This is a genomic window from Marinobacter sp., assembly GCF_040904845.1.
Classification (GTDB): domain Bacteria; phylum Pseudomonadota; class Gammaproteobacteria; order Pseudomonadales; family Oleiphilaceae; genus Marinobacter.
Window position 1 is genome coordinate 14,835 of the sequence record NZ_JBBDSR010000111.1, and the last position, 22,475, is coordinate 37,309.

The window sequence follows — 22,475 nt, forward strand, 5'->3', positions numbered from 1 at the left end:
TGACACCAGTAAGCCACATTTTTGGTCAATTTTCAAACAAAGGGTCGATATTCAGGTAGCGAGCGAGGTTGGCCGGTACCGGATTATCCTGCCAGGGCATCACGCCAAGGCAAGGTGCCGCGAGATGCATCAGCAGATAATTGAGGGTTTCCTGTTCGCAACTCATATCGTCCGGGCCAGGCCGGTTTGCGACCCAGCCCGCCAGGGTCAGGCCGTCTCTGCGGATCGCCTCTGCGCTTAACAAGGCGTGATTAATACAGCCAAGTTGCAAAGGCACCACGAGGATCACGGGCATGCCCAGCTCGACCGGTACTGCGGAATAGGTTTCCCGGTCATTCAGAGGCACGCGCCAGCCACCAGCTCCCTCCACCAGTAACAGATCCGCTGGCTGAATCTGCAGGCCCCGGCAAAACCCCACCAGGCGTTGAGCGGTCAGCTGACGCCCGGCCAGCTCGGCTGCAACATGAGGCGCAATGGCCGGCTTGAGAGCAACCGGATTAACCTGATCGTACGGCAAAGACTCCGTCATGGCCGCCTGCAGAATCAGGGCATCGTCATTGCGCAAGCCGTAAGGCGTATCGTCGCAGCCGGAGGCAATGGGCTTCATGGCGATGGTGCGCTTGCCCAGCGCTTTGGCGGCTTCAAGAATGGCTGCGGACGCAACTGTCTTGCCCACACCGGTATCGGTCCCGGTGACAAAAAACGTTTTTCTGGCCATGGTTTAGTTACCGTATGAAATCCAGCACGCCTCATAGGATGCCTTAACAATCCCGGTCGGCGCTTTCGGATAATGATCCAATAGTACCCTACTCATGCGGTCTTATCCGCCTGCAGGGCGGGCTCGGGTGTAAGGTGTTTGCGACAATCGGACAAGCCCGCCAGAAGCTGGTCAACGTCGTCAAGGGTGTGCGCCGCACTCAAGGTAACCCTCAGCCTGGCCTCACCCTCTGGCACGGTTGGCGGGCGAATTGCCGTCACCAGCAACCCCTTGGCTTCCAGCGCCTCACTGAGGGCAAGGGCGGACCAGTTATCCCCCACCAGAATAGGCTGAATAGGGGTCGTTGAATCCATCAGTTGGTACCCGAGCTGCCGCGCGCCATTGCGAAACCGGGCCACAAGTTGCTTCAGATGGGCCCGCCGGTCATCGTCCCGCTCGATCAGGTCGATGCTTGCACAGGTAGCCGCCGCCAACGACGGCGGCATGGCGGTGGTGTATATATAGGTCCTTGCCTTCTGAACCAGGTAGTCAATCAATACCGCCGGGCCGGCCACAAACGCACCGCTGGTGCCAATGGCTTTGCCCAGCGTGCCGATCACAAGCGGGACGTCGACTTCTGTCAATCCATGGGCAGGCACACTTCCTCTGCCTTCCGGGCCCAGCACGCCCACGCCGTGAGCATCATCCACAATGAGCAGTGCATCGTGGGCCTTGCACACCGCCGCCAGTTCCCTGAGCGGGGCAATGTCGCCGTCCATGCTGAAAACACCGTCGGTGACGACGAGTTTGTGGCCAGATGTTTGCGCCAGCATAGGCTCCAATGCCGCCACGTCGGCGTGCGGGTAGCGCCGCACGGTCGCTCGACTGAGAATGCAACCATCAATGATCGAAGCGTGATTCAGACGGTCTGAGAAGATGGTATCGCCGCGGCCGGCGAGAGCCGAGATGACCCCCATATTGGCCATGTACCCGGTGGAGAAAAACAGGGCGGCGCTGCGCCGGGTAAATGCCGCCAGGCGCTCTTCCAGCTTGTGATGGGCATCATGGTGACCACATATCAGGTGAGACGCCGCGCCGCCGAGACCGGTTGCCGGCAGCGCATTCCGCAGCGCTTCGAGGTTGGCCGGATGGTTGGCCAGGCCCAGGTAGTCGTTGCTGCAAAACGACAACAGGCTTCGGCCGCCCGTGGTCAGGTATGGCTGCTGAGGGCCGGAAACCTGCCGACGGGTGCGGTAAAGACCCGCCTGCTTACGCTGTTCAAGTTCTGCCGCGAAATCACGCACGGATTATATCCTGATTGGGGGCTAGGTCAGGGCCAGGCCCGGCTTACGCGGACTCGCGCGTGGCGTCATAAAACATGTGGCGCGTCGCCTCATATTCCACCGCCTCGGCAATCGATTCCTCTTCCTGCTCTTCGCTGGCGCATTGCTCACGCTGCTCCGGACGAATCCCCAAACGACGAAACAGCTCCCTATCCGCATCCGCTTCCGGATTGGCGGTCGTCAGCAATTTCTCGCCATAGAAAATGGAGTTGGCCCCGGCCATGAAACACAAGGCCTGCATTTGCTCATTCATATCCTCCCGGCCAGCGGACAGGCGCACATGGGAAGCGGGCATCATGATGCGCGCGACGGCAATGATGCGGATGAAGTCGAACGGGTCCAGGTCTTCCACGTTTTCCATGGGCGTGCCCTTAACCTTGACCAGCATGTTCACCGGCACGCTTTCCGGGTGGTGCGGGAGATTTGCCAGTTGCATCAGCAGGCCAACGCGGTCGTCTTCATCCTCACCCATCCCCATAATGCCGCCGCAGCACACTTTCATGCCGGCCTTGCGAACATTGTCGAGGGTATCGAGCCGGTCCTGATAGGTGCGGGTGGTGATGATGTGGCTGTAATACTTCTCGGAGGTGTCCAGGTTGTGGTTGTAGTAATCCAGGCCTGCGTCCGCCAATTCCTGCGCCTGACTGTCTTTGAGCATGCCCAGCGTCATACAGGTTTCCAGCCCCAGGGATTTGACCTGGCGAACCATGTCCAGCACGTAGGGCATGTCTTTTTTGGTGGGACTGCGCCAGGCCGCACCCATGCAAAACCGGGACGCACCTTTTTCGCGGGCCGCTTTTGCTTCTGCGACCACCGTCTCAATTTCCAGCAGCTTTTCTTTTTCCAGGCCGGTGTTGTAGTGACCGCTCTGGGGGCAGTATTTACAATCCTCGGGGCAGGCACCGGTCTTGATGGATAGCAGCGTGCTGACCTGCACTTCGTTGGGATCAAAAAATTCCCGGTGCACGCCCTGGGCGCGAAACAGCAGATCATTGAACGGCAACTGGAACAGCTCCCGGGCTTCCTGCAGAGTCCAATCGTGGCGGAGGTTGGTAGCGGTCATCATATGGGCCTGTTAACCTTCTGAGGTTTACTGGTTTACGGATTAACCGAATGATAAAGGGACTGACACTGCTGTCAACCTTGGTTCGCCAAAAGGTTAACAGCGCAAAAACCTCCGGCCACTGCGTGGCCTGCCTTGATAGCCATGCAATCAACGGCTTGTGCGCCGGGTGTCGGGAAGATCTGCCGGTTAACCGATGGCATTGCCGCGCCTGCGCCCTGCCCTTGGCCATTCCTTCGCTCGACCTGATGTGCGGCGAGTGCATCCGGACAGCACCGCCGTTTTCTCGCACAGTGGCCCCCTGGCGCTACCAGTATCCAGTCGATGCCATGATCGGACGCTACAAGTACCGCGGACAGCGAAAATTTGCGCGGCCGTTGTTGGCCGATCTGTCGGAGTTGCTTGATCAGTACCTCAGCGCCCACCCCGAGCGAAAACCCGAGCTGATCATTCCCGCTCCCATGCACGCCAAACGGCGACGCCAGCGCGGCTTCAATCAAGCCGATGAGATCGCCGAGGCCCTGTCGCGGCGGTTGAACATTCCCTGGTGCGCGCGGTCAGTGCAACGGAGCCGGCACGCCCGCCCCCAAAGGGAGCTGAGCCGGGAGGAGCGCCTGGCGAACCTTGCGGGGGCGTTCACCATCGCCGGCACCGTGCCACGGCGGGTCGCCATCGTTGACGATGTCATTACCACAGGCGCAACGGTACGCGCACTCACCGAAACATTGCTGGACGCGGGAGTCAGAGACGTTCAGGTATGGGCCTTGGCACGCACGCCTGGATAGAACATGTCGCCGACGTATTCGCATTACGATAGCGCGCCGAACACGTTATACTTGGCCTTCTCGTCATTGCAGGAAGCAGGTGTGGGATGTCTGACAGGAAGCAGTTTTTAACCGTAATGCTGGTTGCCGCTCTATTTGTGGGCTGGCTGGGCTGGCGGGGGTTTGAGGTCATCGACCTGAACCAGAAACTGAAAGCGGACGAGCTGGTGGCCAATTACCCCTACCAGCATCGGGTGCTGCGAGTGGAGGGTTCCACCGCCGTCATGAGTTCCTTGAGATCTCACGACACCTCCACGCAATACGCACTGACGACCATCTTCCCGGCGATGCGAAACCTCAGCGAGGGAGACCGGGGCTGGAAAAAGGCTGAGCGGGATCTTGCCAGAGTCCAGGCCAGAGCTGGTGATATCGTGCTCGGCGCATCCAGCATCGGTCGTATTCGCTGGGAGCTTGATGAAAACTGGTATCACCTCAATAACATGCAGGCCAGCAATACGCAGGCCAAACAGGAATCAAGGCGCTGACCGTTACTCTATGACCGCAATCTCCAGCCATCCCTACGACGCCCTGACCCCCGACACCATTCTGGACGCCATGGAAAGCGCGGGCTATGTCATCAATGGCCGTCTGTTTGCGCTTAACAGCTACGAAAACCGTGTCTACCAGGTGGGCATCGAAGACTCCGCCCCCGTTATCGTGAAATTCTATCGCCCGGGCCGTTGGTCCGAGGCGCAGATCCGTGAAGAACACACGTTTACCGCTGAGCTGACCGCGGCGGATATTCCTGTGGTGGCACCGGTACGCCTGCCAACGGGCGACACCCTGGGCCGATGGCAGGAATTCCTGTTCGCCGTGTTTCCACAGCGCGGCGGTCAAGCTCCGGACACCAGCGTTACCGACACCCTCTATCGCCTGGGGCAATGGCTTGGCCAGCTCCACAATGTGGGCGCAACAACCCCCTTTGCCCATCGCCCTGCTGTGGAAATCCTGGAAGGCATCCGCAGCAAGAATCAGTTACTGATCGAAGGCAACTGGATTCCAGGCGACCTTCTTCCCGCCTGGAACAGCCTGATCGCAGACCTGCTGGACGCCTGCGCCCACCGAATTGACGACGCGGGAGACGTATCCAGCCTTCGCCTTCACGGCGACTGCCACGCCGGCAACATCTTGTGCCGCGAGGAACAAATGCTGTTTGTTGATCTGGACGACTGCCGCACCGGCCCCGCCGTGCAGGATCTCTGGCTGCTTTTGAATGGCGACGACATCGAGCGGGGCGCGCAGTTTGGTGAGCTGTTGGAAGGCTATGAAATGTTCCGGGACTTTAACCGGCGCGAGCGCCACCTCATTGAGCCGCTGCGCTGCTATCGTCAGATCGCCCACTGTGCCTGGCTGGCCAAACGCTGGGACGACCCCGCATTCCCCAGATTCTTCCCCTGGTTTGTACAACCCAGGTTCTGGTCCGACCAGGTGCTTTCCATGCGGGAGCAGCTTGCGGCACTTCAGGCACCCACCATTGCCATTCCCGGCCAGTACTGAGCGCCACCCCCAAACACGGAGATAACGGATGGGCGAAAAAAGCGAGAACGAGGCCAGGTACACGGTCCGCAGTCTGATCGCGACGGCGATTGTAGCCGTCATTGCCACCGTGGTGGTGCTTGAGGTCAGCGGTCGAATTGACCACGCCGACAACAAGGACAATGTGCCGGTCGGCGAATTCGAGGCGATTCACGTCACCGAAGGCGAGGAATTTCGCATGTCGCCGAAATCGTCTGAACTCCACGCCGTTTGCGAGCAGGGCTATCTGGCCATCGCTGCCGACGTGGATCCAGACTTCCGCGGCATCGTTGTCGATTATAAAAATCGCGGCGTTCGTTGTAGCCGTGCCCCCGAGCCGGAGGCTGCTCAGGAGCCAGGTGCCGATGAGTGACAAGCCGTCCACCCCGCCACAGGAGACCGATCGCCTGTTCGCGACTGAGCGCAACCCGGAGGATTTTCGGTTTGATGCATCCGTAGCACGGGTATTCCCGGACATGATCCGCCGTTCAGTGCCGGGTTATACCACCATCATTCCGATGATCGAGGTTATTACCGAACAGTATGCGCAGTCAGGCAGCCACTGCTATGACCTGGGCTGCTCACTGGGAGCCTCCACGTTAGCCATGCGCCATGGCATTGGCGAAACAGACTGCAGCCTGACCGGCGTGGATAATTCCGCGGCCATGATCGAACGTTGCCAACACTACATTGCCCTGGATGACAGCCCGCTGCCGGTGCAGCTGCGCTGTGAAGACATTCTGGCCACACCGCTCGAGAACGCCTCGGTGACCACGCTGAACTTTACACTTCAGTTTGTCCCCCTCGCCGAACGGGCCGGGCTGCTGAGCCGGATTGCCACCGCAACACGGCCCGGCGGCGTGCTGATCCTCTCCGAAAAAATCCGCTTTGACTCACCCCGGGACCAGGACGTTCAAACCCACCTGCATCACGAGTTCAAACGCGCCAATGGTTACTCCGATCTGGAAATCAGCCAGAAACGCTCGGCCATAGAACAGGTACTGATCCCCGAAAGTCTCGACGAGCATCGCCAGAGACTGCTGGCGGCGGGCTTTGGGCAGGTAGTTGTCTGGTACCAGTGCTTCAATTTTGTGTCCATGCTTGCAATCAAAACCGCAGCCTGAGGAGTCACCATGGCAATGTTTGACTGGCAGCACTGCTACCAGCCACTTCTTGATGAACTGTCCGGCCGGGGCCTGGATCGTTGGTGCCAGGTGTTGGCGAAGCAGTTAAAACGCCGGTTCGAAGACAACCCCCACGGTGACATCACCCGCTGGATGGCGGCGCTTGATCAGCTCCCGGACCTGGCGGCCCCGCATGCCAGCCTGGACACCTCCGCGGTCACCCTCAGCACCGACCTGCCACTGACCGACGCCCAGGGCGAGCAACTGGAAGCAGGCTTGCGGGGGCTGATGCCCTGGCGCAAAGGCCCTTTTGAGTTCTTTGGCACCCACATTGACACCGAATGGCGCTCAGACTGGAAATGGGACCGGGTTGCACCCTACCTGGCGGATTTAACCGGCCGTCGCATTCTTGATGTGGGGTGCGGCTCCGGGTATCACTGCTGGCGGATGCTGGGGGACGGAGCTGGACGGGTGATTGGCATTGACCCGGGCTTGCTGTTTCTTTTTCAGTTCCTGAGCGTCAAGAACTACCTGCCTGAAGCCCCTGTGGACCTGCTGCCAATCCGCATGGAAGACCTCCCGACAGGCCAGGAAACCTTTGACACCACCTTTTCCATGGGGGTGCTTTATCATCGCAGATCGCCGCTGGACCACCTGCTGGAACTGAAAGACACCCTTCGCCGCGGCGGCGAACTGGTATTGGAAACCCTGGTGGTCGATGGTCCGGAAGGCTACAGCCTGATGCCGGAGGATCGGTATGGGCAGATGCGTAACGTATGGTTCCTGCCCAGCTGCGACACCCTACTGCGATGGCTGGATCGAACCGGATTCCGCAATGCCAGAGTGGTGGACATCACCGACACCACTGTCGAGGAGCAGCGCCAAACCGACTGGATGCGCTTCAACTCGCTGGAGAGTTTTCTTGACCCACACGATCACCAGAAAACCATCGAAGGCTACCCTGGCCCCAAACGCGCCACGGTAATTGCCGAAAAACCCTGATGCATAGCCCCATAAACCGAAAAAGCCCGCTTAAAAGCGGGCTTTTTGGTAGTGGCCAATCATCATCACTCGCCGAACGGGTGGCGCAGAATGATGGTTTCCACCCGGTCCGGCCCGGTCGAAATAACATCGATCGGGGCCTCGATCTGTTCCTCAAGGAAACGGATGTACGCCTTGGCGTTTTCCGGCAATTGCTCCAACGATGTCAGACCCACCGTGCTGTCCTGCCAACCCGGAAGCTCGGCGTAAACCGGCTCGATGTCATCGTAGGTATCGCAACCGATGGGCGGGCGGAAAATCTCCCCCTTCGGCGTCTTATAACCGACACACACTTTGACGGTGTCCATGCCATCCAGCACGTCGAGCTTCGTCAGGCAGATACCAGACACGCTGTTGATCTGAATCGCATGGCGCAAAGCCACCGCATCGAACCAGCCACAACGGCGTGATCGGCCCGTGGTGGTACCCACTTCATTGCCCTTGACCGCCAGATGCTGGCCCATGTCGTCAAACAGCTCTGTCGGGAATGGGCCGGCACCCACACGGGTGGTGTAGGCCTTGGTGATGCCCAGGACATAATCCAGGAACAGCGGGCCGAAACCCGAACCGGTGGCGGTGCCGCCGGCCGTCGTATTCGAAGACGTGACGTATGGATAGGTGCCGAGATCGATATCCAGCAGAGACCCCTGGGCACCCTCGAACAGGATGTGCTCACCACGCTTGCGGTAATCGTGGAGCAGATCGGTGACATCGGCCGCCATCGGCAAAATTTCCTCACCCATCTGCATCAACTCAGCCAGCGCCGCGTCAATGTCTTCCGCTTCTTCACGGAAATACTCCGTCAGCACGAAGTTGTGGTACGACATGATCTCCCGAAGCTTTTCCTCAAAGGCCACCGGATTGAACAAATCGCCCAGGCGCACGCCGCGGCGGGACACCTTGTCTTCGTAGGCCGGGCCGATACCACGGCCTGTTGTGCCAATCTTGTCGATGCCTCTGGCGCGCTCGCGGGCCTGGTCAATGCGCACGTGGGTGCGGAGAATGATCGGGCAGGCCAGGCTGATGCGCAAACGGTCACGCACCGCCACGCCGTTGGCTTCCAGTTCGCGCACTTCCTTGAGCAGCGCTTCCGGTGAGAGCACGACGCCATTGCCAATCAGACATTGGACATCCTGGCGGAGAATACCGGAAGGGATCAGATGCAGAGCCGTCTTCTTGCCATCGATCACCAGCGTGTGACCAGCGTTGTGGCCGCCCTGAAAGCGAACTACTGCAGCCACCTTGTCGGTGAGCAGATCAACAATCTTGCCTTTACCCTCATCACCCCACTGGGTACCCAGCACTACTACATTTTTACCCATGATTCTCTCTCAATTCAGCCCAGTTGATCCACGACCCACTGGCCGTCACGCTTTACCAAAATTCGGTCACAGCCCCGTGTGGTGGGGTCCACGCCTGCGTCTTCGGGCAGTGCCCGCACTACGGTTTCCGTCATTCGCAAGCCCGCAATAACACCTTCAAGAGACGAATCGGCATCCGCCGGGGCCCAGATCACACACGCCCTGCGCTCTACCCGTTCACCCAGCGACACCAGGGCGCGAATATCCAGACTGAACCCGGTTGCCGGTCTCGCACGGCCAAAATCGCTACCAATCGCATCGTAACGACCGCCTTTGGCAACCGCATCACCGTGCCCGGGTGCGTAAGCCGCAAAGACCAGGCCGGTGTGGTAGTTGTAGCCCCGCAATTCGCAAAAATCGAAACCGAAACTGACCTCGGGGTAATCCCGTTTCAACAACTCTGCCACCCGACCCAACTGGTCCAGCGCCGCTGTCAGAGCTTCCGGAGCTCCCTTCAGAATACGCCGCGCTTCTTCCAGGGCTTCCGGTCCGCCACTGACCCGGGCCAGCGCTCGCAGACGGCCACCGGCCGAATCCGGCGCGCAGTTGCCCAGCAAGGTATCCAGTTCAGGTACTGACTTGCGAGCCATGGCATCGAAAATGGCGGTGGCGCTATCGCCGTCAAAACCGGCTTCGCCCATCAGCGTTTCGTATATCGACACGTGGGCCAGGTCCAAATGCACCCGTGGGAGCCCGGAGACGCGCAGCGTGTCCAGCATCAGGCTGATCACTTCCATATCCGCGGACTCGGACGCGCTGCCAAACAGTTCACAACCGGCTTGAATGGGCGTGCGCCCCGTCAGCATATGGCGCGGCCGGGTGTGCAGCACGTGCCCTGCATAGCATAGACGGGTAATACCGTCCTGCCCCAAGGTGTGAGCGTCTATCCTGGCGGCCTGAGGCGTCATGTCGGCACGCAGGCCCATCATTCTGCCGGTCAGTTGGTCGGTCAGTTTAAACGTCTGCAGCTCCAGATCGTGCCCGGTGCCGGTGAACAACGATTCCAGATATTCAATCAGCGGCGGGATGACCAACTGGTACCCCCAACGCTGACAAGTGTCCATTACGTCCCGGCGCAGGGATTCAATCTGTCCGGCCAGCGGGGGCAGAATATCTTCCACACCATCCGGCAGTAACCAGCGATCAGATACTGTCATGAGATTCCGTTGTCCATTCTGCCCCGCGTCGGCCAGAGGCGGCGGGATTGCACAGGATTTAGGGCGAAGTCCGGAGCGGGAGAAGAAACCCGGACCAAAACCGGCAGAATTTTACACTGTTGGCAGGCACAAAAAAACCGGAATACCGAGGTATTCCGGTTTTGCACTGCGGAGAACGCTCTCAGCGATTGCCTTCCGAATTCTTGAGGAATCGCAGGAAGTCACTGTTGGAGTCGATCACCATGATGTCGTCCTTGCTTGAGAAGGTGTTCTGGTATGCCTGCAGGCTACGATAGAAACTGTAGAAGTCTTCATTCGAGCCGTAAGCATCGGCATAGATACGCGCCGCTTCACCATCGCCTTCACCGCGGGTTTCTTCGGCTTGGGCAAAGGCTTCCGCCAGAACCACGGTGCGTTGCCGGTCTGCATCCGCACGGATACCTTCGGCCAACTCCCGTCCGCGTGAGCGGAACTCCTGGGCCAGTTTCTCACGTTCGGTTGCCATACGGCGATACACGTTCTCGCTTACCGCACCCGGGAACTCGATTGCCTTGACACGGATATCCAGAATTTCGATACCGAATTCAGAAATTGCGGTTTCGTTCGCCCGGTCACGCAAGGTGTGCATCAGCTCGTCGCGTTGACCGGATACCACTTCCACCATTGTGCGTACACCGAATTCGTTCCGCAGGCCGTTATCCACCCGTGACATCAGCAGAGACTGAGCACGCAACTCATCGCCACCGGTAGCACGATAGAACTGGTCAACATCGCGGATTTTCCAGGCGATGTAGGAATCCACATCCAGAGGTTTCTTCTCGATCGTCAGGTACTGGCGGGACGGGAGGTCCATGGTCAGCACCCGGATATCAAACTCGCGAATCTGGTCGATTACCGGCACTTTGAAGTGCAGGCCCGCGCGCATATCGGTTTCCACCAACTCCCCGAAACGCAGTTTCACACCACGGTGGGTTTCGGGAATGATGTAAACGCTCGACAAAACCAGCAGGACAACTATGAGGGCACCTGCGAGGCCCACTACACTTTTGGGACCCATAATTATCTGCTCCTCCGAATGCCGGTATCCTGCCGTCCGCGCAGTTCCTGGATGACCTGATCCGTGAGTGTCTGAACATTGACCTGTCCACCGGAATCACCCGATGAGCTGTTGCCGGCACCGCCCATTCGGTTTTGCACCAGCCGGTCCAGCGGCAGGTACATCATATTGCCACTACTCTCGGTATCAACCAGAACCTTGCTGGTATTCGACAGCACGCCTTCCATTGCCTGCAGGTACATACGTTCGCGGGTCACTTCTGGCGAAGCACTGTATACCTCAAGCATGGCCAGGAAACGAGAGGTTTCACCGGCAGCCCTTTCAATCACTTCCTGCTTGTAAGCCATGGCTTCTTCGATCATGCGTTGCGCCTGACCTCGTGCTTCCGGCACAACTTTATTGCGGTAGGTTTCCGCCTCTTCTTTCACTCGCTGTTCATCCTCACGAGCTCGCTGAACTTCGCGGAAGGCATCCTGCACCGCATCGGGCGGCTGGGTGCTTTCCACGTTCACCCGCACAATCTCAAGACCCGCGCCGTAATCCCGCAGGAACGTCTGCAGGCGCTGCTCTACGCGAACCGCCAACTCGACACGGCCCTCAGTGAGCACCTGATCCAGTGTGGAACTACCCACCTCATGGCGCAGCGCGCTGTCAGTGGCGAACGTCAGCGCCTGGTTGGAGTCACGAATATTCAGCACGTACGCCTGAGCATCACCCACCCGGTACTGGACCTGAAGATCCACGGTCACCAGGTTCTCGTCCTGAGTCAGCATCTGGCCACTGGATTCAGCGGTGCGAACGTTGGTGACACGTACCTTGGTCACATCGTCAATCAATGGCACTTTGAAGCGAAGACCCGGGCTCTCAGTGCGGCTGAATTCACCGAAACGCAATACAACAGCACGCTCCTGCTCATCCACCGTGTAAAAGGACTGGAACACAACGTAGCCCACCGCGATGATGCCGGCCAGCGCCAAAATGGCACCGAAGCCGCCGCTACCGGATGAGGAGCTGCCTCCCGAACCACCAGAACGACGACCTTTACCACCCAGCAGTTTGTTGAGTTTGTCGAGGCCTTTTTTCAACGCCTCATCCAGGTCTGGTGGACCCTGATCATTGCCGCGACGACCACCACCGGTTCCCCAGGGATCATTGTCGTTACGGTTACCACCCGGTTCATTCCAGGCCATAATGCTCTCCGTTCCTAACTGATAGAATGGCTGCAAATACTAGGGATTTATAAGCGCCCCGGCAATAGCGGGACCGTTTATAGTGCCTCTTTATATTTGTAGTGCCTCTTTATAATTCCCCAGATTCCAATTTTACGTCCTGTTCACGCAAATCAGCCCGGCTCAGCAGCTGAAGCCAGTCCCGATTTTGCAGGCGAACTTCCAGAAGGGTATCGCCACTGTCACGATGCTGCTCCCTGACCACCGAGCCTGCCTGATGCAACAGCGCCCTGAGCTTGCCATCCTGCGGACCCAGCAGGACATGATAGTGAACCACATCCTCCGCCAGGCGCTCGACTATGGCGTCAAACAACCCCTGTATCCCCTGGCCACTGACCGCTGACAGCCACACCTTGGCCGGCACGCCGTCTTCGTTGCGCTCAACGCGGGGAGCAAACTCGTCCAACAGGTCGATTTTATTGAACACCTGCAGCACCGGGATCTCATCGGCTCCAATTTCCGCCAACACTTCCTCGACTTGCTCCATATTCTCGTCCCGGCGGTCGTCATGACAATCGATGATGTGAAGCAGCAGAGAGGCCTGGGTGGTTTCTTCGAGCGTCGCGCGGAATGCCTCCACCAACTTATGGGGCAAGTGACGAATGAAGCCAACGGTATCGGCCACTACGACCGGCCCGATGTCAGGAAGTTCCAGCCGACGCAGGGTCGGGTCCAGTGTTGCGAACAACTGATCGGCCGCATAGACGGAAGAGGTGGTGATGTGATTGAACAGCGTTGACTTACCGGCGTTGGTATAACCCACCAGTGATACAGTCGGAATGTCCGCGCGCTTGCGCGCCCGACGCCCCTGGGTACGCTGCCTGCGGACTTTATCCAAACGTTTGTGAATAGACTTGATCCGCTCACGCAGCAAACGGCGGTCTGTTTCCAACTGGGTTTCACCCGGCCCTCTCAAACCGATACCGCCCTTCTGGCGCTCCAGGTGTGTCCAGCCACGAACCAGTCGGGTAGACATATGCTCAAGCTGGGCCAGTTCGACCTGAAGCTTGCCCTCGTGAGTTCGCGCCCGCTGCGCGAAGATATCGAGAATCACACCCGTCCGGTCAAGGACCCGACATTTGAGTTCCCGCTCAATGTTCCGCTCCTGAGAGGGGCTCAGCGCGTGATTGAACAGCACGACATCAGCTTCATTGGCAGCCACGGCGTCACGAATTTCCTCAAGCTTGCCCTCACCCACAAACAATCTGGGACTTGGCTGCTTTCTCGAGCCATTCACCAGCCCCACAGGTTCAACGCCGGCAGACGTCACCAGTTCGCGGAATTCATCCGGATCTTCGGTCTCTTCATACGAGGAAAAGTCTATGTGGACGAGAATCGCCCTTTCGCCAACGTCGGGACGCTCAAACAAGTCGCAAAAACTCCTTACCTGTCAGTATCAATGAGGGAGAGCCATAAACAAACACCCGCGCCCCTCAGAACCTCGAAAGGCTCCTTGGAAACGCGGGTGGTAATGCCGGGAAAAACCGGGCAACTCAGTCTTCTACATCATCTTCGCCGCCGGGCGCTTGCGGCGGAATGCGAACATTCCGTGCCGGAACCACGGTGGAGATAGCGTGTTTGTAGACCATCTGGCTGACAGTGTTTTTCAGCAAAATCACGAACTGGTCAAATGATTCAATCTGGCCCTGAAGCTTGATACCATTGACCAGAAAGATGGAAACCGGAATGCGTTCCTTGCGCAAGGCATTGAGGTAAGGGTCTTGTAAAGAATGCCCTTTTGACATATGTTTTCTCCTGTTTATAAGTAAGTGCAGATCGTCATTATTCAGAATCAAATGTGGTGCGAAGTCTGATATTTTTCAAGGCTGCGTCTGCAATATATTCGTCTTCACTGCTCAGCCAGATCACATCGGTCCACTTCCGCAACCAGGTTAACTGCCGCTTCGCCAGCTGGCGCGTCGCTGCCACACCCTTGTTAACCATCGTGTCATAGTCGTCATCACCCTGAAGGTGATGCCAGGCCTGTCGATAACCAACGCAGCGCATGGAAGGCAGGCCAACACTCAGATCCCCCCGAGCCATCAATGCCCGGACTTCATCGAGAAAACCAGCCTCCAGCATTGCCATGAAGCGCTGGCGGATTCTTTCATGAAGGACTGTTCTGTCGGACGGAGCAACAGCAAGCTGCACCACAGTATACGGAAGCGACGTGGATTCGTCTGCCTGCCATTGCGTGAAATAGGTGTAATCCTCGACATTTAGCGCCGGCGGCTCGCGGTCTGCGGTGTCCGCACCCTGGTGCTGCCAAAGCTCGGAGATTGGCCTGTTCGTCAGGCGAATCACCTCCAGTGCCCGCATCACACGTTGCCGGTTATTCGGATGAATCAACTGTGCTGCCACCGGGTCCCGGCTTTGAAGCTCTTCGTGCAGGGCCGCCCACCCTTTTGATTCGGCTTCCTCGAGCAGAATACGTCGCAACTCCGGGTCAGCCGGGGGCAGATCAGACATGCCCTGAAGCAATGCCTTGAAATACATCATGGTGCCACCGACCAACAGCGGAATTCTGCCCGCCTGGGTTATTGCGGCCATTTCCCGCAGCGCATCCCGGCGAAAATCCGCGGCGGAATACCGGTCTGACGGATCACAGAGGTCAATCAGCCTGTGAGGTGCGCGGGCAAGCTCGCTGGCCGTCGGTTTGGCCGTGCCGATGTTCATCCCCCGATAGATCATCGCGGAATCCACACTGATGATGTCGCAAGGCAACTGTTCGCACAGCGACATGGCCAGATCGGTTTTGCCGGAGGCGGTCGGCCCCATCAGAAAGATGGCGGGTGGAAGCGCCCCTGGCCGGGGCTGGGAATGAGTCATGGCAAGCTCAACGCCCTCTCAGGAACAGCTTGTCCAACTCGGACAGGGTAACCAGGGTCCAGGTCGGGCGGCCATGGTTGCACTGGCCGCTGCGCTCGGTCGCTTCCATATCCCGCAGCAGGGTGTTCATTTCCGGAATCGTCAGCTGGCGATTCGCGCGGACCGACCCGTGACAGGCCATGGTTCCCAGCAGTTCGTGAGTAACGGCTTCAACGCGATCACTCTGGCCATTTTCAATCAGATCCGCGAGCACATCCCTGACCAACTGTTCGGTATCGGCACCCCGTAACAGCGCCGGCACCTGCCGGATAGCCAGGGTTTCCGGACCAATACGCTCCACCTGCAGCCCCAACTGCTGGAGGTCACTGCCATGGGTTTCCGCCAACGCGGCCTCCTTCTGACTGACCGCCAGTGAAACCGGCACCAGCAACGGCTGGCTTTTCAGATCCTGTGCGGCCAGCGCCCGCTTCATACGCTCATAAGTAATACGTTCGTGGGCGGCATGCATGTCCACCACAATCATGCCCTGACGGCTCTGAGCCAGAATGTAGATCCCGTGGAGCTGTGCAATCGCGTACCCTAGTGGCGGCTCGGCCTCTCCGTCTGCCGGGGGCGTGGGCTGCCCCATGGCAAGCCCGGGGTCTGGCGCACTCTGCTCTCGCCCTGCCAGGCCGCCGCCCTCATTCAGGGACTGATAAAACCCCATCTGATCCCTGGCCTGCCAGTCCTGGCTCGGCTGGTGGCCGCCGTTTGCCTGGGCCGGAAATACCGACGCGGTTTCACCCCAACTGCGGGATAGGGTCTGATCGGTTATGGGTGCGGTGCCGCCACCAGCAACACCAGGGTTCCCAACCTCTTCCCGTAGGGCCGACTGGGCAGCCGCCCCCCGCAAATGATCATCCGGACGCACGTCCGCGAGGGCTTTGTGCAAGGTGCGGAAAATAAAGTCGTGAACCAGCCGCCCGTCGCGGAACCGCACTTCGTGCTTGGTGGGGTGCACATTGACGTCCACCGAGGCCGGGTCAACCTCCAGATAGAGCACAAATGCCGGGTGGCGATTGTTATACAGCACGTCCCGATACGCCTGACGCACAGCATGGGCCACCAGCCGGTCGCGAATGACACGGCCATTAACGAAGAAATACTGCAAATCCGACTGACTGCGGGAAAATGTGGGTAATGCCACCCAGCCCCAAAGACGCAGCCCGGTTGCTTCAGCGTCGATAACCACTGCATTATCAATGAATTGCTGACCACACAGCGCACCGATACGGCGTTCGCGGTCCAGCGAGTCGGCAGCCGGGCGGAGGCTCTGAATCACCCGCTGATTATGGCGCAACGTGAAGCCCGCATCGAACCGGCTCAAAGCCTGACGCCGCACGCACTCATCAACATGGTTGAATTCGGTTTTCTCGGTGCGCAAAAACTTGCGACGCGCCGGCGTATTGAAGAACAGGTCCCGCACCTCAACGGTGGTTCCCACCGGGTGGGCTGCCGGTGAAATCCGCGCATCCATATCACGCCCCTCGACTTCCACGCGGGACGCGGCTTCCTGCGCCTCCGTACGGGATGTCAGGGACAGCCTCGACACCGAGCTGACACTGGCCAGGGCTTCACCACGGAACCCCAGCGATGCGACTGCCTCGAGGTCGTCAAGACTTTCTATCTTGCTGGTGGCATGGCGACTGAGCGCCAGGGGCAGGTCGGCTTCGCCAATACCATAGCCGTCATCGCGTACCCGGATCAGCTTCACGCCGCCCTGTTCGATATCTATATCAATCCGGCGCGCACCTGCGTCGAGGGCGTTCTCCACCAACTCTTTGACAACGGACGCGGGGCGCTCCACCACTTCACCTGCGGCAATCTGGTTCGCAAGTCGTGGTGGCAGCAGACGTATGGCGGGCATATGGCGGGAAAACCTCTTATTCAGGATGCGGGAATGCGAATGGTTTGCCCTACCATAACACGGTCGTTATTCAGGCCGTTAAACCGCATAAGCTCGCTGACGGTGGTCTGGTTTTCCCGCGCAACATCGGAGAGAGTATCGCCACGACGGATGCGGTACCGGTCCGTCGCGCTGCCACCTCGTCCGTTCGCTTTCTGGTAAGCCAACATAGTGCCGGGCGGCGGTGTCTTGGAAAAGTAATCATGAATACCGTCAAACACGGCCGTGGCAAGCTTTCGCTGATAACCCGACGACGCCAGGTTACGCTCCTCCTGAGGGTTGGAGATGAAGCCCGCCTCCACCAGTAGCGATGGAATATCCGGCGACTTCAACACCACGAACGCCGCCTGTTCAACGCCCCGCTTGTGGAGCTTGGTAACGTTACCAAGTTTGCCCAGAATTGAGCTGCCAACCCCAAGGCTCGAGTTGATACTCGCTGTCATGGACAGATCCAGCAGAACGCCGGCCAGCATTTCGTCACGCCCATTGAGCGATACGCCGCCAGCTCCGCCAATCAGGTCCGAACGATTTTCACTTTTCGCAAGCCATCGCGCGGATTCACTGGTTGCACCACTTTGGGACAAAGCGAACACCGATGCGCCACTTGGCTGCGACGTTCGAAACGCATCGGCGTGAACCGACACAAAGAGGTCGGCATTGTGCTTTCGCGCCAATAACGTGCGGCTGCGAAGGTCAATGTAGTAATCGCCCGTGCGGGTCAACTCGGCGGTGTAACCAGCCTTCTGGTTAATGAGGTTTTTCAGGGTCCTGGCCATGGCAAGTACCACATCCTTTTCGCGGGTCCCCCGTGGCCCGATAGCACCCGGGTCTTCCCCACCATGGCCTGCGTCGATGACGACCACGATGTCACGCTGGCCACCCCGGTTCTGCGTGACCTTTGGTTTTAGGGCCTTCTGGGTTTTTAGCCCGCCCTCGTCAATCAGATCAACCACCAGTCGATGACCGTACTGCTGATTTGGTTCGAGCTGAAAGCTGCGAGGTTTGATATTGCTTTTCAGGTCCAGCACCACACGCAGATCACTGCCGTTGCGCGGGGCACTGCGTATGCGCTTGATCGGGCTACCCGACAGGTCCAGGTTGGCGAAATCGGCTTTCAGATCGGCATTTTTCAGGTCGATGACCAGACGCGCCGGACTGCTCAGCGAAAAGACGTTGTGCTCAACCTTCGAGGCGGTATCCAGTACCAGCCGGGTATGGTCCGGAGCCGGCCACAGCCGTGCGCCCTCCACCCCGGTGCTGGCTGAAAGCAATGAGGGCCACGCCAGAAGCGCGACCACGCAGCTGGCGGCAAACCATTTCCCTAGTGCCGTGATGCTTGTCATACCACTTACCTGTTACCTACGTATTATCCTGGTCGCACAAACGCGTAAACCTGCTCGCCGCAACCTCGTTCAGAAGCAACCGCAACCTGGCTCCAGCGAGCGTGCCTGCATCCACTTGCGCGCATCGTCCTTCGCCCTCCCCCGTCAGCGCCACGATCAAGTCCGGCTCAGGCAGAACACCCTGGCCCCGGTTCGGCCACTCGATCAGGCACAGGGCACCGCTGGCAAAGTAATCGCGAATGCCCATGTATTCCAGCTCCTCCGGGTCACCCAGCCGATACAGATCAAAATGGTAAGCCGGCGGAACCAGGTGCTCGTAAGGCTCCACCAGAGTGTACGTCGGGCTCTTAACCGCACCTTCATGGCCAAGCCCTCGCATCACCCCACGACTCAGTGTGGTTTTTCCCATACCGAGATTGCCCTCGAGAAAAATCGTCACACCCTGGCCGGCCGCTTTGACGATGTCCGCCAGCTGCCGCCCCAGCGCTTCGGTTTCCATCTCATCGGCGAGAAAAAGCCGGAGATCGGTCTGTGTTGGCTGTTCGACCACGTTTAACCCACCACTCAATGATTGACTCGCCTTTGCTCTGCCTCGGCCAATACCTGCGGCAGAGCATCAATAACGTCCATCGGCAACAGTCCCATATAGCCCTTGTGACTGGCGACCTGGTCAGCGGCTGCCAGGTGTACGGCCACCCCCATCCGGGCCGCCAGCCCAGGGTCTGAAAACTGCCCGTAAAAGGCCCCGAGAATACCGGATAGCACGTCACCCATGCCCCCGGTCGCCATACCCGGATTACTGCCGCTAACGATATTGGGTAAGTGCTCTGCGCTGGCAACCACGGTGCCGGCACCTTTCAGTACGATTGTTCCGCCGTAAACCTGACGAAGTTTGGTGGCCGCCCTGAGACGATCCGTTTCAATGTCTGCTACCGGACACCCGAGTAGCCTGGCCGCTTCTCCCGGATGCGGCGTCAGTATATGCCCTCCGTCCTGAACCGCCACTCGCGAGGCCATCAGGTTCAGGGCATCCGCGTCCATCACCCGTGGCTTACCGCTGGCGACAACCTGCTGCAACATTTGCTGCCCCCAGGCCCCCTGACCGATCCCCGGCCCGCACACAATGACATCCGCCGCGCCCAATAACGGGGCCAGTTCAGAACCATGAATCACCCCCTGAACCATCATCGAGGGGCACCTGGCCAGCGCTGGCGCGGCGTGCTCAGGACGTGTTGCCAGCGTCACCAGCCCGGCCCCACTACGAGCAGCGGCCTCCGCCGCGAGAATGCCCGCGCCACCGAAACCGCGATCACCCGCCACCACCAGAACATGCCCGAACCGCCCCTTATGGGCCGTGACTGGCCGACGAGGCAGCTGTGCCTGCAGCGACATCCAGTCAGACCGCTTTGCCAGCGGGGCCTGCCCGGCGTGCTCCACCTCGCCGCCCGTGCCCAGGGATTCAAAACAGAGATCACCACAGGCTTCGGGGCCCTGCCCCGTCAACAGCCCGGCCTTCAAACCGATAAAAGTGACGGTCAGATCCGCGCGGATCACATCACCCGCAGCGGCACCGGTTGTGGCGTTCAGCCCGGAGGGCAGGTCCACGGCAACCACCGGTGCACCGGTAACCTGGCAACGCCGTATCACTTCTCCGAAAGGCTCACGGGGAGCGCCTTCAACACCGGTGCCCAGCATGGCGTCAACAATCAGGCCAGCGGAAGCGAACATCTCATCACGCTCAGCGCCTGAGAGAGCCTGCAGATCCAACACGCTAACGCCATCGCGGCTGGCTTTTTGCCAGGCCCGCCGGGCATCTCCGGCAAGCTTGTCGACGGGTGCCACGGCAAGGCACTGCACAGCCAGCCCGTGCCGACGAGCAGCGGCCGCTACCAGATAGCCGTCACCGCCGTTGTTTCCCGCACCGCACAACACCAGAATCGACCCAGGATCGGACCAGCGATGCACCAGTCGGCGGAAGACCGAGGCAGCCGCGGCCTGCATCAATTCGAACCCGTCACCGCCCTGCTGGTCAATCACGAAGCGATCAATCGCCCGCACAGCATCCGCGGAGAAGAGGTCTTCTGGTAGACTGTAAGGATCAGCCTGCGGCATACACCCGCACTCCAGACAAAGAAATCAGTTTAAGACCATTGGCCAGATGTCTGTAAAGCATAGCAAAATACAGAAAAAGGTCATAACTTAATCAAATTACAATTCCGTACGTTCTCCCAGCTTGCATGGACATGACCGCGAAACCGACCGAAGCCATTGAAAAACTGCCGGAATCGATCCGCACCTGGGCCCGGGAACTGGGCTTCAGCGATGCGGGCATCACCCTGCCCGACACAGGCGTTCATGGCGATCGCCTCAAGAACTGGCTGGCAGCGGGCTATCACGGCGAAATGGCGTACATGGCTCACCATGGCGATAAACGCTACACCCCGACGTCTCTGGTACCGGGCACACTGCGGGTGATCTCAGTACGGATGGATTACCTGGCGGCACCGGACAGCCCGAAAGAAGCGCTCACTAACCGGGAACACGCCTATGTGACGCGCTACGCCCTCGGGCGTGATTATCACAAGCTGATCCGCAAACGCCTGGCAACCCTGGCCAAACGCATTGACGAAGCCGTCAGCGGTCACGATTACCGGGCCTTTGTGGACAGCGCACCGGTACTGGAACGAGCCCTGGCCCAGCGCGCCGGCCTGGGCTGGATCGGCAAGAACAACATGGTGATTCACCCCAAAGCGGGGTCGTTCTTTTTTCTGGGGGAGATCTTCACCAGCGCACCTCTGCCCATCGACCAGCCGTTTGAAACCGACCATTGCGGCAGTTGCAGCGCCTGCCTGGATCTGTGCCCCACTAACGCCTTCGTAGGGCCACACCAGTTGGACGCACGCCGTTGCATCAGTTACCTGACCATCGAACTCAAAGGCAGCATTCCGGAGGAACTACGATCTCCAATGGGTAACCGGGTGTTTGGCTGCGACGATTGCCAACTGGTGTGTCCGTGGAACAAATTCAGCAAACCCACCCAAGAGCCCGACTTTCAGCCCCGGCATGGCCTGAATAACAGCGAACTGGCCGAGCTGTTCCTGTGGACCGAGGAGCAGTTCCTGAAACGCACCGAAGGCTCCGCGATCCGCCGCACCGGGTACGAGGGCTGGCTACGGAACCTGGCCGTTGGTCTGGGCAACGCACCCTCCACCATTCCGGTGATCGAAGCCCTGAAAAAACGCGCCGACCACCCGTCGGAGATGGTGCAGGAGCACGTCCAGTGGGCACTAAGGCAGCACGGCTTATAATTTGAAGAAGGTTTCCCGGTAGTGGCGCAGCTCGTTGATGGAATCACGAATGTCGTCCAGCGCCAAGTGACTTCCCTTCTTCTTCACTCCAGCCAGCACATCTGGCCGCCAGCGCCGCGCCAATTCTTTAATAGTGCTGACGTCCAGATTGCGGTAATGGAAAAAGTCTTCCAGCTCGGGCATGTATTTCACCAGGAAGCGCCGATCCTGGCCGATGCTGTTGCCGCACAAGGGCGACTTGCCTGGCTCCACATGCTGTTTCAGAAATTCGATGGTTGCTTGCTCGGCTTCCTGCTCAGACACCTTGCTGTCTTTCACCCGCTGGGTCAGACCGCTCTCACCGTGGGTTCGTGTGCACCACTCATCCATGGCGCTCAGCAAACTGTCCGGCTGATGAATGGCGATCACCGGCCCTTCCGCTACCAGGTTCAGTTCCGAATCGGTGACGATGGCCGCCATCTCGATAATTTTTTCCTTTTCCGGATCCAGCCCAGTCATTTCCAGATCAATCCATACCAGGTTATTCACGTCCGCCATGCGTAATTCCTCAAAACTGTCGGTTTGGTGCAGGGCGCTGGCGGGTGCCACGATCCGGGACTGTCGGAGGCCATGGATGGCCGGAGATCAAGCGCACATGGA

General features: G+C 59.1%; 22 protein-coding genes. 7 read left to right on the top strand and 15 right to left on the bottom strand.

Features of this window, described 5'->3' with window-relative positions; genetic code table 11:
- Positions 1-25: 25 nt before the first annotated feature.
- The 3 genes from bioD to bioB form a co-directional block, all read right to left on the bottom strand.
- Positions 26-718 carry a dethiobiotin synthase gene (gene bioD / locus WD429_RS14955; RefSeq protein ID WP_368422982.1) on the bottom strand — a complete coding sequence of 231 codons (693 nt, stop codon included), beginning with the start codon at positions 716-718 and terminating at the stop codon, positions 26-28.
- Positions 719-810: 92 nt separating this feature from the next.
- Entirely contained in the window at positions 811-2,001 is a 1,191-nt protein-coding gene (bioF, locus tag WD429_RS14960) for an 8-amino-7-oxononanoate synthase (RefSeq protein ID WP_368422983.1), read from the bottom strand.
- Positions 2,002-2,044: 43 nt separating this feature from the next.
- Positions 2,045-3,103: a biotin synthase BioB gene (gene bioB, locus WD429_RS14965; protein ID WP_368423029.1), complete on the bottom strand. Its 1,059-nt coding sequence runs from the start codon at positions 3,101-3,103 to the stop codon at positions 2,045-2,047.
- Between the two features lie 50 nt (positions 3,104-3,153).
- On the opposite strand from bioB, the gene WD429_RS14970 reads away from it, so the two are divergent.
- From WD429_RS14970 to cmoB, 6 genes are all read left to right on the top strand, one after another.
- Positions 3,154-3,888 carry a ComF family protein gene (locus WD429_RS14970; RefSeq protein WP_368422984.1) on the top strand — a complete coding sequence of 245 codons (735 nt, stop codon included), beginning with the start codon at positions 3,154-3,156 and terminating at the stop codon, positions 3,886-3,888.
- 86 nt (positions 3,889-3,974) lie between these two features.
- Complete coding sequence (locus WD429_RS14975; protein WP_368422985.1) at positions 3,975-4,412, top strand: hypothetical protein; 438 nt, start codon at positions 3,975-3,977, stop codon at positions 4,410-4,412.
- Positions 4,413-4,422: 10 nt separating this feature from the next.
- On the top strand, positions 4,423-5,424 hold the full coding sequence (locus tag WD429_RS14980; protein WP_368422986.1) for a serine/threonine protein kinase: 1,002 nt from the start codon (positions 4,423-4,425) through the stop codon (positions 5,422-5,424).
- Between the two features lie 28 nt (positions 5,425-5,452).
- The gene (locus WD429_RS14985) at positions 5,453-5,815 is read left to right on the top strand and encodes a kinase (protein ID WP_368422987.1); all 363 of its coding nucleotides are present in this window, start codon (positions 5,453-5,455) and stop codon (positions 5,813-5,815) included.
- The gene (cmoA, locus tag WD429_RS14990) at positions 5,808-6,566 is read left to right on the top strand and encodes a carboxy-S-adenosyl-L-methionine synthase CmoA (RefSeq protein ID WP_368422988.1); all 759 of its coding nucleotides are present in this window, start codon (positions 5,808-5,810) and stop codon (positions 6,564-6,566) included. Before WD429_RS14985 ends, cmoA begins: the two co-directional genes overlap by 8 nt.
- A 9-nt stretch (positions 6,567-6,575) precedes the next feature.
- The gene (gene cmoB, locus WD429_RS14995) at positions 6,576-7,568 is read left to right on the top strand and encodes a tRNA 5-methoxyuridine(34)/uridine 5-oxyacetic acid(34) synthase CmoB (protein ID WP_368422989.1); all 993 of its coding nucleotides are present in this window, start codon (positions 6,576-6,578) and stop codon (positions 7,566-7,568) included.
- A gap of 65 nt (positions 7,569-7,633) precedes the next feature.
- Here the strand turns inward: cmoB and WD429_RS15000 are convergent, their stop codons facing one another.
- From WD429_RS15000 to WD429_RS15050, 11 genes are all read right to left on the bottom strand, one after another.
- Positions 7,634-8,929 carry an adenylosuccinate synthase gene (locus tag WD429_RS15000; protein ID WP_368422990.1) on the bottom strand — a complete coding sequence of 432 codons (1,296 nt, stop codon included), beginning with the start codon at positions 8,927-8,929 and terminating at the stop codon, positions 7,634-7,636.
- 14 nt (positions 8,930-8,943) lie between these two features.
- Positions 8,944-10,125, bottom strand: coding sequence for an ATP phosphoribosyltransferase regulatory subunit (locus tag WD429_RS15005; RefSeq protein ID WP_368422991.1), 1,182 nt, complete (start codon positions 10,123-10,125; stop codon positions 8,944-8,946).
- Positions 10,126-10,306: 181 nt separating this feature from the next.
- Entirely contained in the window at positions 10,307-11,182 is an 876-nt protein-coding gene (hflC, locus tag WD429_RS15010; protein ID WP_368422992.1) for a protease modulator HflC, read from the bottom strand.
- Positions 11,183-11,184: 2 nt separating this feature from the next.
- On the bottom strand, positions 11,185-12,372 hold the full coding sequence (gene hflK, locus WD429_RS15015; protein ID WP_368422993.1) for an FtsH protease activity modulator HflK: 1,188 nt from the start codon (positions 12,370-12,372) through the stop codon (positions 11,185-11,187).
- Positions 12,373-12,481: 109 nt separating this feature from the next.
- Complete coding sequence (gene hflX, locus WD429_RS15020) at positions 12,482-13,780, bottom strand: ribosome rescue GTPase HflX (protein WP_368422994.1); 1,299 nt, start codon at positions 13,778-13,780, stop codon at positions 12,482-12,484.
- A 124-nt stretch (positions 13,781-13,904) separates the two neighbouring features.
- Entirely contained in the window at positions 13,905-14,156 is a 252-nt protein-coding gene (gene hfq, locus WD429_RS15025) for an RNA chaperone Hfq (protein ID WP_368422995.1), read from the bottom strand.
- Between the two features lie 37 nt (positions 14,157-14,193).
- A complete protein-coding gene (gene miaA, locus WD429_RS15030) occupies positions 14,194-15,240 on the bottom strand; it encodes a tRNA (adenosine(37)-N6)-dimethylallyltransferase MiaA (RefSeq protein WP_368422996.1) in 1,047 nt (348 codons plus the stop codon).
- Between the two features lie 7 nt (positions 15,241-15,247).
- Positions 15,248-17,146, bottom strand: a complete 1,899-nt coding sequence (mutL, locus tag WD429_RS15035; protein WP_368422997.1) for a DNA mismatch repair endonuclease MutL — start codon at positions 17,144-17,146, stop codon at positions 15,248-15,250.
- Positions 17,147-17,166: 20 nt separating this feature from the next.
- Entirely contained in the window at positions 17,167-18,528 is a 1,362-nt protein-coding gene (locus tag WD429_RS15040; protein ID WP_368422998.1) for an N-acetylmuramoyl-L-alanine amidase, read from the bottom strand.
- A 16-nt stretch (positions 18,529-18,544) separates the two neighbouring features.
- Complete coding sequence (gene tsaE, locus WD429_RS15045; protein WP_368423030.1) at positions 18,545-19,027, bottom strand: tRNA (adenosine(37)-N6)-threonylcarbamoyltransferase complex ATPase subunit type 1 TsaE; 483 nt, start codon at positions 19,025-19,027, stop codon at positions 18,545-18,547.
- Positions 19,028-19,092: 65 nt separating this feature from the next.
- Complete coding sequence (locus WD429_RS15050; protein WP_368422999.1) at positions 19,093-20,640, bottom strand: NAD(P)H-hydrate dehydratase; 1,548 nt, start codon at positions 20,638-20,640, stop codon at positions 19,093-19,095.
- A gap of 131 nt (positions 20,641-20,771) precedes the next feature.
- On the opposite strand from WD429_RS15050, the gene queG reads away from it, so the two are divergent.
- Positions 20,772-21,836: a tRNA epoxyqueuosine(34) reductase QueG gene (gene queG, locus WD429_RS15055; RefSeq protein ID WP_368423000.1), complete on the top strand. Its 1,065-nt coding sequence runs from the start codon at positions 20,772-20,774 to the stop codon at positions 21,834-21,836.
- On the opposite strand, the gene orn is transcribed toward queG, so the two are convergent.
- A complete protein-coding gene (gene orn, locus WD429_RS15060; protein WP_368423001.1) occupies positions 21,831-22,373 on the bottom strand; it encodes an oligoribonuclease in 543 nt (180 codons plus the stop codon). The genes queG and orn overlap by 6 nt on opposite strands.
- Between the last annotated feature and the right edge of the window lie 102 nt (positions 22,374-22,475).